This is a genomic window from Desulfocurvus sp. DL1XJH-121, from assembly GCF_054819825.1.
This window is the reverse complement of the sequence record NZ_JBTVWW010000007.1, coordinates 1-16,915: the sequence shown is the minus strand read 5'-3', so window position 1 is coordinate 16,915 and position 16,915 is coordinate 1. Positions and strand designations below refer to the sequence as shown.

Genomic DNA, 16,915 nt, shown 5'->3' with positions numbered 1-16,915 from the left:
ACTCCGACGAACAGGCAGACACGCAACAAAACAGGGCGCTGGATGAAATCCAGCGCCCTGTTTTATTTGGAAAAGAAAAGCCACTGCACAGACAATCTTTACAAAGTTTTTTGATGAATTCATGCCGCCTGAATGAATGCAACCGCAACGCTGGTTTTTGAACATTGCGATTAGAACCGCTCGATGCTGGGTGAACCCGTCGAGAGGGAATGTTGTTTCAGCGCCACTTGGGGAGTCGTTGAGGGAACATATAGTGGCTGAATACAAAAGACAAAAAACCGAGGATCAACCCAAAGACTGACCCTCGGCCCGCCCGAATGCACGAAGCCCTCCGCTCAACGGAGGGCTTTCGCTTGTCGCGGGCCTTCCCCGCTTCCTGGCAATCCACCGGCGCGCGCCGGGTCCAAGGCGCGGCGGGCGCATCCCTTACCCCCGGTCCACCAGAATCGCCACCACGTCCATGACGTTGGTGCGGGTGGGGCCGGTCCTGATGAGCGCGCCCGCGCCGTCGAAGAACTCGTAGGAGTTGTTGTCCATGAGGAACCCGCGCGCGTAGGCGCTCTGCTCGGCCGTGGCTGGCACGATGTGGGGCAGGACCATGGCCCCGGCCGCGTCCGTGGGGCCGTCGGTGCCGTCGGTGCCCAGGCTCATGACGGCCACGCGCTCGCGCAGGCCTTGCATGCCCGAGAGCTCCAGCGCCGCGGCCAGGGCGAACTCCTGGTTGCGGCCGCCCTTACCCTGGCCCTGGATGGTCACCGTGGTCTCGCCCCCGGCCAGCAGGCACACCGGGCCCGCCGCGCCGTATTCCCCGGCCAGGCGCATCATGCGGACGGCCACGTCGCGCGCCTCGCCCTGCATGGCCGAGTCCACCACCACCGGGGCGTAGCCCAGCTCTCCGGCGGCCCGGGCCGCGCCGTCCACGGCCATGGCGTTGCCCGAGATGACGACGTTCTGCACCAGCGAGAAGCAGGCCTCGCCCTGCTTGCAGGTTTCCGGGGCCCTGCCCGCGCAGCCCGCGCTGATCATGGCCTCCACCTCCGGCGGAATGCGGCCGCACAGTTCGAATTTTTCCAGAATACCCATGCAATCCAGATAGGTGGAGCCGTCCGGGGCCGTGGGGCCGGAGCCGATGACGTCCAGATGGTCGCCCACCACGTCGGAGATGATCAGCGTGACCACCGTGGCCGGGGCCAGGGCCCGGGCCAGCTGGCCGCCCTTGAAAGCGGAAAGATGTTTGCGCACGGCGTTGATCTCGTTGATTGTGGCCCCGCATTCCAACAGCCTGCGCGTGACGTCCTGGACGGCGGCCAAGGTCACGGAGTCGCGCGGGGCCGGGACCAGGGCGCTGGCCCCGCCCGAGAGCAGGAAGAACACCAGGTCCCTTTGTGTGGCGGCCCCGGCCAAGTCCAGGATCGCGCGCGCCGCGCGGTGCCCGGCCTCGTCGGGCACGGGATGCCCGGACTCCATGATCTCCGTCGCGCGCAGGGGCACGCCGTGCCCGTATTTGGTGGCGACGAGGCCCCTGTGCAGCCTGGGGCCCAGGATGGACTCCATGGTCTCGGCCATGGCCGCGGAGGCCTTGCCCGCGCCCAGGACGAACACGCGATCGTATCGCGCCAGGTCGTAGCGCCTGCCGTCCACGGTGAGCACGTCGCCCTCGATCTTCAGGGCGGCGTGCAGGGCCGGGGCCGGAGAAACGGCCTCCAGGGTGCGCCTGGCGATGTGCATCAGCTGGTTCTGCTTCTTGGTGCGTGCGGTCATGGCGGCCTCGTCGGGTTCGGGCGTGATCGGGTCGTGCGTTCCCGGAGTCGTGCGTAGCGAGTCGCGGATCGGGCCGAGGCCCTGGAAGATGTTTCTCTATCCAAATCGCCCGGCGCGCGCAATCCGCCCCGCCCGCCCACGAAAAGCCCCGATGCGCTCGGGGCTTTGGAGGGTGCGAAGGCGGCGGATCAGCCCCGCCCGGGCCCGCGTCACTGGAATACGGCCAGCTTCCCGATCTCCTCGGGCAGGGTCAGGCCGAAACGCGCGAGCTGCTTTTTGTTGAACACGAAGGTGCCGTTCTGGTCGTTGACGACGGGCAGGTCCCGGACGTTTTTCCCCTCCAGGATGTCCTTGGCCATGAGTGCGGCCACACGGGCGTGGGATTCGCCCCGGAGGACATAGGCCCCCACCACCCCCTCGTCAGTCACTGCGTAGTCCTGGTTGGCGAACACAGGCACCGGGCTGTTGGCCGAGGTCCAGCGGACCACTTTCTCCACGGGAACGTGGCGGCCCGCCCCATCTTCCAGGGAATGGAACACGGGCATCACGATGAGGCCGTAGGAACGCGAATGCAAGACGGTCCAGCGCCACTCGTCCCAGTCCGCGGCGACCTTGTAGGTCACGATCCGCCCACCGAAGGTGATGGTCTTCCTCTCCCCGAAGGTGACGTCGATGATGGCCCGCGTGGTGAGGCTGTCGTCCATGAGCACGAGCATGTTGGAGGGGCCGGGAACGATCTCCCGCAGGTACCGGGTCCACGGGAACAGGGGAACCCGCTCGATGACCCCGGTCACCTGGGGCGGGATGGCGTCGAAATAGCTGCGGGGATTGTTGTTGATACCCATGTAGACCACGGGTGTCCCGGTCCTGGCCAGGGGCGGCCCGAGCAGTCGCAACGCGTTGTCGTCGCTGAGGATGACTAGGTCGGGGGCGAGCTCGCGAAAGCGCTCCATGGCCGCGTCCGCCCGGGCCTGGAATTCGGATTCCGGAATGCGTTTGGTGTCCATGAACACGTGACTGACGGCATGGTTCCCGGCCAGCACGTTGTCCAGGGCGCGCATGCACTGCGCGGTCCAGGCCAAATCGGTATGGTAGCTGTGGATGGCCAGAACGATCCCGGCTCGGGCAGCCCCGGCCCAGGACAATGCCGCCGACATGACGAAAACGAACAGTAAACGCCTCACTCCGGATTCCCCCTATTCGAAACTCCTTGCGAACCGCGCCTTGCAGGCGGAAATGGAAATCGCGCGACACCGAAGACGATCATCATCTGGAGGAAAGGGTTACCAGAAGAGCCAATAAACAGAAAACTCCAGCAAGACTGGATGTAACCGGCCCTATACCCGTGCGGCCCCGTGCAGTCAAAAAAGGTTGCATTCCCGTGGCGGAAACGGGCTCCCCCCGCCCTGATTTGCGCTTCCACCAGCCGTCACCCCTGTTCCGCGTCCGTCCCCAGGGGCAGGTCGATGGTGAAACACGCGCCCTGGCCGGGGCTGGAGGACAGGGAGAACCTCCCGCCGTGCCCCGAGGTGATGATGAAGTAGGACACCGAGAGCCCGAGCCCCGTGCCCACCCCGGGGGGCTTGGTGGTGAAGAACGGCTCCATGACGCGCCGCTGCAGGTCCTCGGACATGCCCGGCCCGTTGTCCCGCACCTCCACGCGCACCCAGGAATCATGCCTGGAGACGCGGATGTCGATGCGCGGGGCCTGGATGGGGGGATCGGCTCCGGCCATGGCCTGGGCCGCGTTGCGCAGCAGGTTCAGCAGCACCTGCTCGATCTCCGTGGCCGAGCACTCCACCGGCGGCAGGCCCTCCTCCACGGACACGTTCAGGGTCATGCTCTTGAAATCGTAATTCTTCTTGAGATCGAAGTCGCTGTTGGCCAGGGCCACAGCGCCCTCGATGATCGAGCCCATGTCGCAGGGCGTGTGGCCGGATTCGCTGTGGCGGCTGAAGTCCAGCATATGGCGAATGATGACCGAGGCACGCACGGCGGCCTTCTGGATGTCGTCGATGAACTGGTCCAGCTTGCGCACGCGCACGTACTCGCCCAGTCGCTCCAGGTCCAGGCCGAGCTCCTCGGCCACCTTGCGGTTCTTGTGGAAGTTCGGGTCGGTGCGCTTCAGCAGGTTCTGGGAGGCCTGGAGAACGATGCCCAGGGGGTTGTTGATCTCGTGGGCGATGCCCGCGGCCATGCCAGCCACGGAGAACATCTTCTCGCTGTGGACCATGATCTTCTGCATCTTTTTCATGGCCGTGATGTTGCGGGCGACGGTGGCCAGAAAAGCCTTGCCGCCGATGTCCACCGCCACCCCCGACATCGCGAACAGGCCGAAGCTGACGCCCGCGCTGCGGAACTCGCCCTCGTAGTTCTCGGCATGCCCGACGCGCCTGACCTGCTCCTTGAACTTCTCGCGCAGGGGCGGATCCATGGTTATGCCCAGTTCGTCCAAGGTCCGGCCCTGGACCTCTTCCAGGGGGCAGCCCGCCAGATCCAGGAAGGCCGCGTTGGCGTCCTCGATGACCCCCGTCTCCATGTCCGTGACCAGGATGACGTCCGGGGACAGCCGGAACAGGTTGGCGAACTTCTCCTCGGAACGGCGCAGGGCCTCCTCGGCAAGATACTGCTCCGTGATGTCCCGGAAGAACACGGCCATGCGCCCGGCCGAAAGATGGAAGGCGGTCATGGAGAAGACCTTGCGCATCATCCCGTCGCGCTTGAGCACGTACTTGAATATATGTGGTTCTCCGCCCTCGGCCAGGCCGAGGTACAGATCGGGATAATGGGTCGAACGCAGCACGGGGAAGGCCTCCAGCAGGGGCATGCCCACGATGTCTCCGTTCGTGTCCAGCAGCCTGTGCGCCGCCGGATTGACCTCTTGGAGGAAAAGCTCCCCGCCGCGGACTTCGTAGATATGCATGCCCGTGGGCGAATTGTTCATGACGCCGCGGTATTGCTCCTGGCTCTCGCGCAGGGCCACCTCCGCCCGATGCCGCGTCGTGATGTCCTGGGCCGTGCCGATCATGCGCAGGGCGCGCCCCGCCCCGTCCCACTCCACGCCCCGGCCCCGGGCCTCGACCCAGAGCCAGGAGCCGTCCTTGACGCGCAGGCGGAATTTCGCGTGAAAGTCCTTGGAGCGCTCTACTCCGTCCAGAAAGGAGGCGCGCACCCGCTGGGCGTCCTCGGGATGCACCAGGGCCAGGCACGCGTCCAGGGTCATGGCCTCCTCGTCCGGTGCGGAGCCCAGCATGGCGTAGGCACGCGGGCTCAGATACATGTTCCGGGTCTCGAGGTCGCAGTCCCAGAGGCCCTCGTTGGCCGCCTCGAAGGCCAGGGAAAGCCGGTGCCTGTTGTGCTCAAGCTCCCTGGTCACCTCCTCCAGGGCGTCGAGCATGGAATTGATGGTCCGGGCCAGGCGCGCCACCTCCCCCCTGCCCCGGACTTCCACCCGGCGCCCCAGGCCGTGCCTGCCGTCGATGCCCTGCACCTGCCGGTCCAGGGACTCGACATGCACCAGAAGCCCCCGGTCCATGAGCAGGTACAGGGCCAGCCCCACGAACAGGAAGGCCACGAGCATGAAGGCCAGATTCAGGTTCCTGGTGGAGCGCCCCTGCGCCATGATGTCCCGGCTCACGGGCACCCGGACCAGGGCGACGGGAGTCCTGTCCACGTCCCGCAGCAGGGCGTAGCCGTCGATGCGGTCCCCGTCCACGGCAAAGGACACGATGCCCTGCCCGCCCTCAAGGGCCGCCAGGGCCCGCGCGGGCTCGCCGCCCCGGGGCAGCTGCCCCGGGGGGAGGTACTCCCACTGCTGGAGCGTGATGTCGGCTATCTTCTTCACCAGGGCATGGTCCAGGTAGCGCCCCATGACCAGGGCGCCGCCCGCGGGGGCCTCCCCCTCGTCGTTGAGCACGGGCATGGACCACAGCCAAAGGATGCCGTCGGGCATCCGCACCAGGCCGGACCGTCTTTCGTGGGGGTCGGCGGACCGCACCCACGGGGATTCGGGGCCGAACACGGACAGGAATTCGGCGCTGAGCGGCACGGAGGCGTCCCGCACCAGGTCGAACCGCTTGCCGTGGACCAGCCCGCCCTGCGCGTCGAAGAACAGCATCACGCTGAGTTGCAGGTTCCGGAAGGTGTCGTCCATGAGATTGGACTCCGGATACCCGTCGTCCTTGCCGGTCACGAAATCCAGGGTCTCGCCCCACCAGGCCCAGTCCCTGAGCTGGGTCATGACCCGTTCGGACTCGCGCGTGAGGGCGTTCTGGACGCGCTGGACGCTGAGCTGGACCTTCCTGTTTTCGAGTTGTTCGTACCCGCCCATGATGACCTTCTCGGACACCAGGACGAGCACCGTGATGCAGACGGCCGCAATAAAGGCCAGGATACATAAGATGGTGCTGCGTATGCTCATGATTCTCCAGCCGGATTTCGCACAACTTCTGGTTTCGGCACGCTGCCCGGGCGTTCGGCGCCACCCGGGATTCCCACGGGAAATTCAGGGGAAATGGTTTGCTGTCCATCCTATATCGTCTTGAGCGGCGCAGTCAAAAGGAACATCGCTTTTTGCACGGCCCGCCCCGCGCGGATGCGCCCCAAACGGCCGGGAGGCCGCTATCAGGCGTGAAAGGGGGGCGCGCCCGCGCGGAGCGGACGTCGGCAGGCGGGCGCGTCCGCAGACGCGCCTGGAAAAGGAGCGGATCGGTGGAAAGTCGTGTCGCCGGGGATCAGCCCATGGCCTCGGCCAGGGTCTGGCGCTTGCGGTAGACCATGCCGTCGAACAGGGCCACGGTCTCGCCCCGGGCATCGCTGATGGTGACCTTGTAGGTGGCCAGCTTGGGGGTCAGGGAGGTTTCCTCGGCCACGGCGGTCAGCTCCGCGCCCGAGCCCGCGCAGACATAGGAGATGGAGCAGCTGATGGCCACGGCGGCCTGTCCCCGGGAGTTGGAGGCCGCGGCGAAGGCCAGGTCCGCCAGGGAGAAGATGGCCCCGCCGTGGACGATGCCCAGGCCGTTGTTGTGGTGCTCGGCCAGGGGCATGCGGGCCACGGCGTGCCCCGGGCCCACTTCCAGGAGCTCGATGCCCAGGAACTGGGCGAACTTGTCACGGGAACTGATGAAATCCTTGGCGATGTCGTGCATGGAGGTCAGGGGGGGTTGAGGTGAGGAGAACCAAAGGCGCGGACCTGCCCGCGTCCCGTGCGTCCGGGTTTTTCCCAATACACAAGGCCGCCGGCCCCGGCAAGCCCGGCGGCGGGGACTGGCTACAGGGAACCGAAAACCTTCTTCAGGATGGCGCTGCCGCGCGCCGCCGCGTTGTTGCGGATGTCGGCCTCCTCGCGCTCCATCATCAGGTACAGGCCGTCGAGGGCCTTGCGCGTCACGTAGGCGTCCAGGTCCACGTCCGTTGCGGAAAGATTCACGGCCTTGGCCGCGCCGGTCATGTTCTGGAAATGCCGGGTCACGCCCACGCCCTGCATGGCCTCGGACACGATGGGTTCAAGGCGCTGAAGGAGCGCGGAGTCCGAGGTGCGGCGGAAGAAGTCCGTGGCCGCCGTGTCCCCGCCGTTCAGGATGCCCTTGGCGTCGTCGAAGGTCATGCCCGTCACGGCCTTCTTGAGCACGTCCACGGTCTCGGGCACGGCGCGCTCGGCCGCGCGGTTCATGCTGGTCACGAAGGAGTCGGCCAGCTTGGACTGGCCCACTAGGCGCAAGCCCTTCTCCACCGTGGCCAGGGAGTCCGGCACCGGGATCTTCACGTCCGCGTTGCCCAGGAATCCGTCCGCCACCCCCAGGGAGGACGTGGCCTCGCCCACGGCCTGTTCCAGGGCGGCCTTGAGGCCCTGGACCATCTCCGAGGCGGTCAGGCTCCCGCCCGAGGACGCCGAGGTGGCCGTCGCCGAGGACTTCACGGCGTCCTTGACCTTGGACAGGGTGTCGGCCCAGCCCGCCAGGCCGGGCGTGGCCCAGACAGAAAGCAACGTCAGGAGCGGCAAAGCCGCGCACAGGCTCTTCAGAAACCTCTTCATGTTCGCCTCCTCCGGCTCGCGACCGGCACGCAATGTGTCCCCGCATCATGCACGCAAATCCCTCGCGGGGGCAACCGTCCGGATGAGAAAGGGACAGGCTCCCGCATGGCGCCCGAAACCGGACGCCCCGCCCCGGGAAAACAGGAAGGCCCCGTCCGCGCGGACGGGGCCTTTGCATTTTCTTGTACGCCGCGCCCTCAACACAGGCCGTAGGCGGAGCGCAGCTTCCGTTCGTCGGGCAGCCCGTAGTAGGTCCCACCCTTGGGGCCGCGCCACCGGTCGGGGCCGACCCTGGTCAGGTCCACCGGGGTCTTGGCTCCGTTGGCGTTGCGCACGTAGCCTCGGGTCTTCTCGGCCTTGACCAGCGCCGCCTGCCTGGCCGGTTCGGCCCGGCGCCCGGGTTCACGCGGGGCCGCCTGCGGACAGGGCCACGGTGGAGGCCAGCATCAGGGCCAGGGTCGGCAGCAGGACGAGGGAACGAATCGTATTGTTGGTCGCAGACATGACAATGACTCCATTGCTGGGATGGCACCCGGAGGGCGCGCCGGGAGACGAAGAACCGGCGTCTTTACCCTCGCGGCGCCCGCATCCGGGCCGATGCGCCTTCTCCATGGCGAAACCGTCCCCAACCCTGCCGAGGACCGCTAGTTAAGAATCGTGAAGACAGGAGAACGAATAGATTGTGATAAAAATCTCATGAATATTATTCTAAGGAAAGGCCCGCAATACACGGCAGAATCAGGCTCACCCAGGAAACCGGATGAATATTGGAAAGCGTTATTACTCAGCGTCACAACACAACTATTCATAATTTAAAGATTTTTCACAAACAACAGTGTAAACCTGCGACCCGCCTCACCCTGCCGCTCGACGCTAATTTGGCACGCAACCACCTGTTCATAGTGAAGATTATTCCATGATTTTTTTTGCACATACGCCTTGACTTCCCTTTCCCGCGGTCGTAAGGAAAATTAGTCTGAAATTCAGAGACGTCATGTAGGACGTGGCCGCACACGGTCGGCTCAATCTGATGAGAGCAAATACGGAAGTCAACAAGGGGCTGTGTACGCATCTTGCTGTACATGGCCCCTTTTTGAATAAGGACGCATAAGCGTCGATAACTGTTTATTCCATGGAGTATCGAGAGGATGACGAAGAGTATCTACGTGGGCAATCTGCCCTGGAACAGCACCGAAGAGGACGTGCGGGCCGCCTTTGCCAACTACGGCGATGTGAAGTCCGTCAAGCTGATCGAAGACCGCGAGACCGGACGTCCGCGCGGCTTCGGTTTTGTCGAAATGGACGAGTCCGAGGCCCAGGCCGCCATCGAGGCCCTGGACGGAACGGATTTCGGAGGCCGGAACATCAAGGTCAACGAAGCCCGTCCCCGCGCCCCGCGCACTCCGCGCTGGTAGGAATCTAAGCGCAAACCAAACGGCCCGCCCTTCCCTGGAGGGGCGGGTTCTTTTTTGCCTTGTTCCGGGCGCGGGCTTCGCACAGGGTCTCGCCCCGCACTTCGTCCTGCCGGGGCGGACGCGAGATTGCCCTTGCCATGACGGGGAAAAGACTTATATGAAGGCTGCGGTTCTTTGACAGGGGGCGACCTGGTTTCGACGGGGATTGTTGAAGCCAAGGCTGCAAGTCGAGGTTGGTCGATGGCCTCGTAAAAATCGACCTAGCACACAAGTGCCAACGATGACTACGCTTACGCCATGGCCGCCTAATTAGGCTAACATGGTCCCAGAACATGATTCTGGCGGCTCTCCGGGCCTACGCCCGATAAACCGGAGACGTCGACGACACCCCTCGGGCTAGCCGCGCGCGGCCACCTGTCCCGCGCATCGGCGAAACTTCAGGCAGGCATGTCTTCCGGCCGCCCGGTCAGGGGCAATCCGGCTGACGAGAACGCAAACCTGACCTAAACTTGTAGAGGCTTTGAGCGGATCATTCTCGGACGGGGGTTCGATTCCCCCCGCCTCCACCATTCCCTTCTATAATTGTGTCCAATGAAAAACAATAAGCCCTGAAATTTCGGGGCTTTCTGTTTTTCTACTGTCTATTAGCGTCCATCTTGATCCATTGACATCTAGCCTTCCACAGGGGTAATTCATGGGGTAACAGCTCTTCCCCAAAAGGAGTTACCCCATATGCCGCTCACAGCTACCCTCATTCGTAACGTTAAGCCCCAAGCTAAGCCGCAAAAACTGTTTGATGGAAGAGGACTATTCCTTCTTGTCTCCCCCAAGGGGGGTAAGTGGTGGCGGTTCAAATATCGAATTGAGGGCAAGGAAAAACTGATTTCCCTCGGCACATATCCAGACGTGTCGTTGAAGGAAGCCAGGGAGCAACGGGACAAGGTCCGTAAAATGGTGGCCAAGGGGATAGACCCTTCCTCCGCCAGAAAGGCCGAGCAGGCAGTTGAGAAAGACACCTTCGAGGCCATTGCCCTTGAATGGCTGGACAAGCAAACCTCGATCTGGGTTCCGAGCCACGCCCAACGCCAAATCCGCCGACTCGAACAGCACGTCCTCCCCTATCTTGGCGACATCCCCATCAAAGACATTACTCCCCCTACCCTTCTGGCGGTCCTGCGTCGCATCGAGGACAAAGGCGTTATCGAGACGGCACACCGCGTCCACCAATTGTGCGGACAGATATTTCGGTATGCCGTTGCCACTGGCCGGGCCGAACGCGATCCATCGGGTGATCTTCGAGGGGCCCTGGCTCCGGCCAAGGGCGAACACTTCGCCACGATGACTGACCCTAGGGAAGTGGCCGCACTTCTACGAGCTATGGATGGCTTCTCAGGCCAACCAGCCACGCGATGCGCCCTGAGACTCGCACCTTTGGTTTTCGTACGTCCTGGCGAGCTTCGATCGGCTGAATGGTCCGAGATCGACCTTGATAAGGCTGAGTGGCGAATCCCTGCGGCCAAGATGAAGATGCGACAAATGCACATCGTTCCGCTGTCCAGGCAGGCCATTGCTATCCTTAAAGAAATTCATCCCCTCACCGGCAATGGCAAGTATGTTTTTCCTGGGCTGCGATCGGCGTCTCGGCCCATGAGCAACAACACGATCAATGCCGCCCTGCGTCGCCTTGGGTATTCGGGGGACGAAATGACCGGCCATGGCTTCCGATCCATGGCGTCAACCATCCTCAACGAACAAGGCTGGCCCCCAGACGTAATCGAACGTCAGCTTGCCCATGCCGAACGGAACAAAGTCCGGGCCGCCTACAACCACGCAGAACACCTCCCCCAACGACGAAAGATGATGCAATCTTGGGCGGATTACCTGGACGGGCTCAAGGCCGGGGCTAAGGTGACGCCCATTCGTCGGGAGCGATTGGACGGCTAGGAGACGGCCAAGGTGATCTTTCTGCATATTGCCCCATTGACTGCTGTTACCTTAGGGGTTACACAATGATCAAAGGGTTTGCCCACAAGGGCCTTGAAACGTTCTTCAGGACCGGGAACACCAAAGGCATCCAGACCAAGCACGCGGACAGACTAGCCATGATGCTGGACCGCCTGGACGCGGCTGCGGAGGTCCGAGACATGGACGCGCCTGGCTACGGTCTGCATCCCCTGAAAGGCAAACTGGCCGGACACTGGTCCGCAAAGGTTTCCGGCAACTGGCGTCTGACCTTCCGTTTCGAGGACGGGCACGCCTACGTTGTGAACTATCAAGACTACCACTAAGGAGAGCACTATGAGCACCACCAGAAAGCCCACCCACCCCGGGGGAATCATCCTGCGGGAATACATGGAACCGCTTGGCCTGACCGTCACAGGCCTTGCCGCGCACCTGGGCATCAGCCGCAAGCATCTCTCCCAGGTCATCCATGAGAAGTCAGCAGTCACGTCCGGCTTGGCCCTGCGCCTTGCCCGCGCCTTCAACACCACCCCCGACCTATGGTTGAACCTTCAGCGTAAGCGCGATCTATGGGAAGCCGAGCGATCCACCCCTGGACTTGAAGATGTAGCCCCCTTGCCGGGTCTGGAAAAATATGAACAAGCGGGAGTGTGACTGCAACCAGGGGCATGGTATCGGCCTGGGGAGAATTTACAATGCGTCGCCAATGGAAAAAAGAGTCTGACTTAATCCGGTTTGTCGAGCTTCAACAACAGCTTGGTTATAAAGACCAAGATGATCTTTTCGACTTCTTAAAGCGAGAGGATATTCCTGCGTTCGAACCTGTGGATATCCCACGCATGGACAGCGATGGAACCCTTCTCATATGTTGCGTTCCTGTAATGGATCGTGTCGAAGGTGAATTCCCAAACGAACATATGCGGGCATTTTATCCAGACGAAATCGAAACTTTTTATGTCGATTCTCTTCGAATAGCGAAGCTAAAATCCTTGGATAATCCACCGATTGAATTGGTTTGTCCTCCCTGTCAATCAAAAGAAATTACTGGAATTGAAGAAAATAAAGTTCGTGCTGAACTCAGAATGACACCAAAACAATTTGGTGATCTTATCTGGAACAATATGCTTGAAGAATGTTTCCCAGGAAAAATTGATTATTTTTCTTATGAGCAATATTGCGCTGAGCATGGGGTCAAATCAAAGTTACTTGAGGATACCCAACGAAGAGAGGAAGTAGCACAATGCCGTTGTGATCCCATCGACGCTTTTCATGCTCCTGTCGCCCCCGATAAAATGGCAACACGGCCCCCAGCGACGAACAAAGACTACTCTGTACGGATGCCGGAGATCGTCCAAGCCGTGCTTATCATCAAGGCCAAATGGGACGAGGCCAGGGAAGGCTCCTCTATCCGAACCTACGGCTTCACGGAGGAGGAGTTGGAGGCCTTTTGTCCTTCCCTTTCTCGTGCCTCACTGAGGGCCATTAAGGAGACTCTTCCCGGCAATGGCATCCAGATTTGGCAGAAGCGAGGAGCACGCCCAACCATGTAATCGCCATATTTCGCCAGCCTGAAATAATTGAATATTCTCGTTTTCCAGCGCCCCCAATAATTCGCCGCGCAAAAAGCGTGGCGTTTTGACTTTTTGAAGCCTCAAAAAGCTCGTCAAAAGCTATTTCGCCAGCCTGAAATAATTGGACTTTTAGCCTTTTTGAAAGAACGAGGGTGGCGAATTAATTTCAGCGTAAATCGTCGGCGATATTGAAGTTGTCTTCTGGCAAGCGGTATCCTCTTTGGAAACACGACCAAGGAGGATATTCATTATGCAGACTTCTCGTATCGATCCCAACGGCCTCTACCGCATCAACACCATTGTCCATTCCAAAGGCAATGACGCTCCCCTGATCGACGTTTCTCCTTCCACTTGGTGGGCGGGGGTGAAGTCGGGCAGATTCCCCAAGCCCGTACACCTTGGGCCACGCACGACTTGCTGGCGCGGTGCCGACCTCTTGGCTCTGGTGGATTCCCTTTTCTCCGGCCAGGAGGAGTAGCCATGGAAACGGAATCTTCTGAACGCCGTCTGGCTCCCCGTCGAGCGATCCGGACGTTCTGCCGTTGGTGCAACGGCGGCGATCCCGAGTCCTGCACGGCTACGGACTGCCCCCTGTACCCCCTGCGCCTGCCTCAACCCGCAGGCCGCGTACCCGCCCCGCTGCGAAGCATCCACGCGTATTGCCTGACATGCCTTGCCAGCCCCGAAGAAGTCCGGACTTGTGCCGGAAACACCGCCTTCGACGGGCAAACGACCTGCCCTCTGTGGCCCCATCGACTGGGGAAACGGCTTGTGAACGACAAATACCGTTCAGAGCGAAGAGAGCAGGCCTTAAATCAGCGCCGCGAGTCCGGCCCAGAGGGCCTTTTTGTGTCCGTAGAGGCGAGAGAAGGGAGGGGGCTGGTGGATTATACCTGCCAGCCTTTTTCGGGCCCTCTCTGCGTCAAAAATGACGGGGAAGCGCGGTAATGATCGACGCTACTGCCGAGTTCCTGACCACATGCGAGGATCAAGGGTTGCGACCTGAAAGAATCATCGGGGACGGCGAGCTGCACCGTTGCCCCGTGGAAGGCAAAGCGCACGGCCTGGACGGCGCGTATGTCCTGCACCAGGACCCACCCGCTTCCGGTTGGTGGAAGAACTACCGGACCGGCAATGAGGACACGTGGACGACCGCTAGCGGCAACGATCCTTCCATAAGCCCCGAGGACCGGGCCAGACTGCGCGCCCGCATCAAGGCGGACCAGGAGGCTCAACGCGAGGCCCAGGCCAAGCACCACGCCGAAGCGGCTGCCGAGGCGGCGTCGATCCTGACCGAAGCCCCCGGCTGCCCGATCGATCATCCCTACCTGAAGGCCAAAGCCGTCCCCGCCTATCCTGGACTCAAGCTCTCCCGGGATGGACGGATCATCGTCCCTGTCCTCGACGCGACGGGTAAACCCGTCTCTCTGCAATTCATCGCGGACAACGGCGAGAAGCGATTCTTGACCGGCGGTCGGGTTGCCGGTGGGTTCTTCGCCATCAAGGGAAACGACGGCCCGCTGTACATTGCGGAGGGCTACGCGACGGCGGCGACGATCCACGAGGCGACCGGGGCAACGGTCCTGGCGGCCTTCAACGCGGGCAACCTCCTGGCCGTGGCAAAGCTGGCCCGGACGATGTACCCCGAGCGCCCGATTATCCTTGGCGCTGACGATGACCTACACACGGACGGGAATCCCGGCGTCACGAAGGCGACCGAAGCGGCCCAGGCAATCAACGGCGTGGTGGTCGTGCCCAGGCTCCCCGACGGGGCTGAAGGGTCCGACTTCAACGACCTAGCGTCCGTTGTCGGGCTGGACAAGGTAAAGGATCAGCTTATCCAGAGGCAGGAATCCGATAAGGGGATGGACCAAGAATCCGTCATCGAGGTCATTACCGCCTCCGATATCTTGGACATGACGTTCCCGGACAAGCCTTTGATCGGCGGCCTGCTGGACGAACGTGAGAGCCTGCTTGTCTGTGGCCCCTCGGGGCTTGGCAAAAGCATCCTGACCTTCAATCTGGCTTTGACACTTGCTATAGCGCCCGCAAATGGTCTTTGGGGATTGTTCCCCCTCCCCCGCCCCTTGCGCACAGTATTCATGCAGTCGGAGAACAGCGGCAAGGCCATGCAAGCGCGATTGCGTTCCATCACGGATGCAGCCCCAGAACTGCGCCCCGGCCTGGACGGGTTGTTCTTCCCCAGGATTGGGGACGACTGCCGAGCATCCGGGATGCTTGGCGATGATTCGTTTCGCGCTCGCATCTTGGGAGTACTGACGGCGGTGCGGGCGGATATCCTCGTGCTTGATCCCCTGATCTCCTTCCATGGCGCAGACGAGAATGACAACGCGGCCATGAGACGTTCCTTGGATGCGCTAACAGCAATTTGTGATGCCGCAAATGTGGCCTGTGTGGTCGTGCATCATGTCGGCAAGTCCGGCAGTGATAACGCGGTCTTCGCCGGACGTGGCGCGTCCGCCATAGGAGATTGGGCCGCAAACATCCTCCTCATGAATCCCGTGCTGGATGATGAGGGTAATCGAACCTCCATCATCGAGATGAAGCACATGAAGGCTCGCAACTTCGAGACGGCTTCCCCCTTCTTTCTGGATCGTCGCCCCGAGTTGACCATGCTTCGTGTTGAAGATCCTCGGGATGGAGAAAGCCGGGAACGGGCTGAAGCGGTGGTGGACTGCCTGCGGAAAATGGGCGGCAAGGCTAGAAGCAAGTTGGCGCTTGAGAATGCCCTGGTCGAATCAATGGGCGTCGGAAGGACGACCGCTCAACGAGCAATCAACGATGCCCGACGTCGAGGCGAAATTCGTTTCTTCGAGAATGGCGGCAGGAGCAAAGGCGTCGTATTGCCCACATTGCCCAAAAATGAGGCGGCAATACAATGTTCAATTATTACAGGCAATTAATATATTGCCCACAAGTTTATTGCCCACGGGGTTTTGGGCAATTTCTAACCTATTGAAATCATTATACTGCCCATCTGCCCGCATTGCCCCCCTAAAGGGGGGAAAAAGTGGGCAATAGAAAATGTGCCCACAACTTTTTCCCTTGAACCTTTGGGGCCGAGGCAAGTCCACCATGCAGATAAAACTTTCGGAGAGGGCCAGGAAAGCAATCGAGGTTCACCCCCTGGAGGCCAAGATTGGGACCCAGGAAGAACCCTCCTTGTCCCTGAAGGCCACTCCTGAAGAATGGTCCTGGAGCGTCATTGGTCGGGCCGAGCACCCAGGATCGGGAAAGGCAGGCCTGTTGGTCAAGCACCACCCCTCCGGTCGGTTTGCCCTGGACGTGGGAAGACATTTGCTCTCGGTCAACCAGGAATGGGCCGAAGCCGAGGCGGCGAGGAGGCTGCAATGAAGCTCATCATCGACAGCCGGGAACAACGGCCCTTCGCCTTCGCAAACGAGAAGTACGGGGTTACCGTGGAGCACGGCCCCTTGAGCGTTGGAGACTATAGCTTGGCCGGACTCGCTGACCGCGTGGCCGTCGAGCGGAAGTCCTTGCCCGACCTCGTGACGTGCCTCGGACGGGAACGGGAACGGTTCGAGAGGGAGCTTCAGCGTGGTGCCGCGCTCGACACCTTCATGGTCGTGGTAGAAGCGTCATGGGCCGATCTCGCCAGTGGGAGCTATCGCAGCGCAATGAATGCCCATGCGGCCTGTCAAAGCGTCTTGGCGTTCTCCTGCCGCTATCGTCTGCCCTTCCTGTTTGCCGGGAGTCGGTCCAACGCTGAGTACGTGACTTGGGGCTTTCTCCGGCAATACCTGGAATCGGCGCGAAAGAGATACCGGGCCATCGTGAGAGCCCACGGAGAGGCCCTAGCAGGCCCCCTAAGCTCGTCTGAGACAACTCCCGATGCACTACACACGGCAGCATAAAAACGAGGCTTGAATTTTTAAAAACGTGCGCTGGGCCGGATTCGGAGCTTGGCTATTTCGTTTGGCTTGAAACTGAGGCGAGGGGAATATGAGAAGCCACAGACAAGCCCCACGGGGAGCCGTCACGGGTATTTAGAGGCATGGTTGGATCGATCGCCACGGCATGGAAACTTCAACCTCAAGAACACAACTAGGCATACTGTGCTGAGATGGTTATCACCTGACAGTAGGCCATGAAATGAGCGTGGTCATGCCGCCCTTGGTTGGGGTACGGCT

The 16,915-nt window shown here is 61.6% G+C and carries 13 protein-coding genes and 1 other RNA gene; 8 read left to right on the top strand and 6 right to left on the bottom strand.

The features are described from left to right. Positions 1 to 426: 426 nt before the first annotated feature. From ACYYG1_RS06480 to ACYYG1_RS06455, 6 genes are all read right to left on the bottom strand, one after another. Positions 427 to 1,761, bottom strand: coding sequence for a glycerate kinase type-2 family protein (locus ACYYG1_RS06480; protein ID WP_461209476.1), 1,335 nt, complete (start codon positions 1,759 to 1,761; stop codon positions 427 to 429). A gap of 209 nt (positions 1,762 to 1,970) precedes the next feature. Next, a complete protein-coding gene (locus ACYYG1_RS06475) occupies positions 1,971 to 2,945 on the bottom strand; it encodes an ABC transporter substrate-binding protein (protein WP_461209475.1) in 975 nt (324 codons plus the stop codon). A 245-nt stretch (positions 2,946 to 3,190) separates the two neighbouring features. Then, the gene (locus tag ACYYG1_RS06470) at positions 3,191 to 6,181 is read right to left on the bottom strand and encodes a CHASE4 domain-containing protein (protein WP_461209474.1); all 2,991 of its coding nucleotides are present in this window, start codon (positions 6,179 to 6,181) and stop codon (positions 3,191 to 3,193) included. Positions 6,182 to 6,494: 313 nt separating this feature from the next. Further along, a complete protein-coding gene (locus ACYYG1_RS06465) occupies positions 6,495 to 6,908 on the bottom strand; it encodes a PaaI family thioesterase (protein WP_461209473.1) in 414 nt (137 codons plus the stop codon). Positions 6,909 to 7,030: 122 nt separating this feature from the next. Then, positions 7,031 to 7,795, bottom strand: coding sequence for a DUF4197 domain-containing protein (locus ACYYG1_RS06460; protein ID WP_461209472.1), 765 nt, complete (start codon positions 7,793 to 7,795; stop codon positions 7,031 to 7,033). A gap of 197 nt (positions 7,796 to 7,992) precedes the next feature. After that, positions 7,993 to 8,130: a hypothetical protein gene (locus tag ACYYG1_RS06455; protein WP_461209471.1), complete on the bottom strand. Its 138-nt coding sequence runs from the start codon at positions 8,128 to 8,130 to the stop codon at positions 7,993 to 7,995. Positions 8,131 to 8,943: 813 nt separating this feature from the next. On the opposite strand from ACYYG1_RS06455, the gene ACYYG1_RS06450 reads away from it, so the two are divergent. From ACYYG1_RS06450 to ACYYG1_RS06415, 8 genes are all read left to right on the top strand, one after another. Further along, a complete protein-coding gene (locus ACYYG1_RS06450) occupies positions 8,944 to 9,210 on the top strand; it encodes an RNA-binding regulator (protein ID WP_461209470.1) in 267 nt (88 codons plus the stop codon). 180 nt (positions 9,211 to 9,390) lie between these two features. After that, positions 9,391 to 9,779, top strand: a transfer-messenger RNA (tmRNA) gene (gene ssrA / locus ACYYG1_RS06445). A 163-nt stretch (positions 9,780 to 9,942) separates the two neighbouring features. Continuing rightward, complete coding sequence (locus tag ACYYG1_RS06440) at positions 9,943 to 11,154, top strand: tyrosine-type recombinase/integrase (protein ID WP_461209469.1); 1,212 nt, start codon at positions 9,943 to 9,945, stop codon at positions 11,152 to 11,154. Positions 11,155 to 11,219: 65 nt separating this feature from the next. Beyond that, positions 11,220 to 11,498, top strand: coding sequence for a type II toxin-antitoxin system RelE/ParE family toxin (locus ACYYG1_RS06435; protein ID WP_461209468.1), 279 nt, complete (start codon positions 11,220 to 11,222; stop codon positions 11,496 to 11,498). 10 nt (positions 11,499 to 11,508) lie between these two features. Beyond that, the gene (locus tag ACYYG1_RS06430) at positions 11,509 to 11,826 is read left to right on the top strand and encodes a HigA family addiction module antitoxin (RefSeq protein WP_461209467.1); all 318 of its coding nucleotides are present in this window, start codon (positions 11,509 to 11,511) and stop codon (positions 11,824 to 11,826) included. 41 nt (positions 11,827 to 11,867) lie between these two features. Beyond that, a complete protein-coding gene (locus tag ACYYG1_RS06425; RefSeq protein WP_461209466.1) occupies positions 11,868 to 12,722 on the top strand; it encodes a hypothetical protein in 855 nt (284 codons plus the stop codon). 968 nt (positions 12,723 to 13,690) lie between these two features. Continuing rightward, positions 13,691 to 15,667 carry an AAA family ATPase gene (locus ACYYG1_RS06420; RefSeq protein WP_461209465.1) on the top strand — a complete coding sequence of 659 codons (1,977 nt, stop codon included), beginning with the start codon at positions 13,691 to 13,693 and terminating at the stop codon, positions 15,665 to 15,667. 447 nt (positions 15,668 to 16,114) lie between these two features. Continuing rightward, entirely contained in the window at positions 16,115 to 16,639 is a 525-nt protein-coding gene (locus ACYYG1_RS06415; protein WP_461209464.1) for an ERCC4 domain-containing protein, read from the top strand. Positions 16,640 to 16,915: the final 276 nt, after the last annotated feature.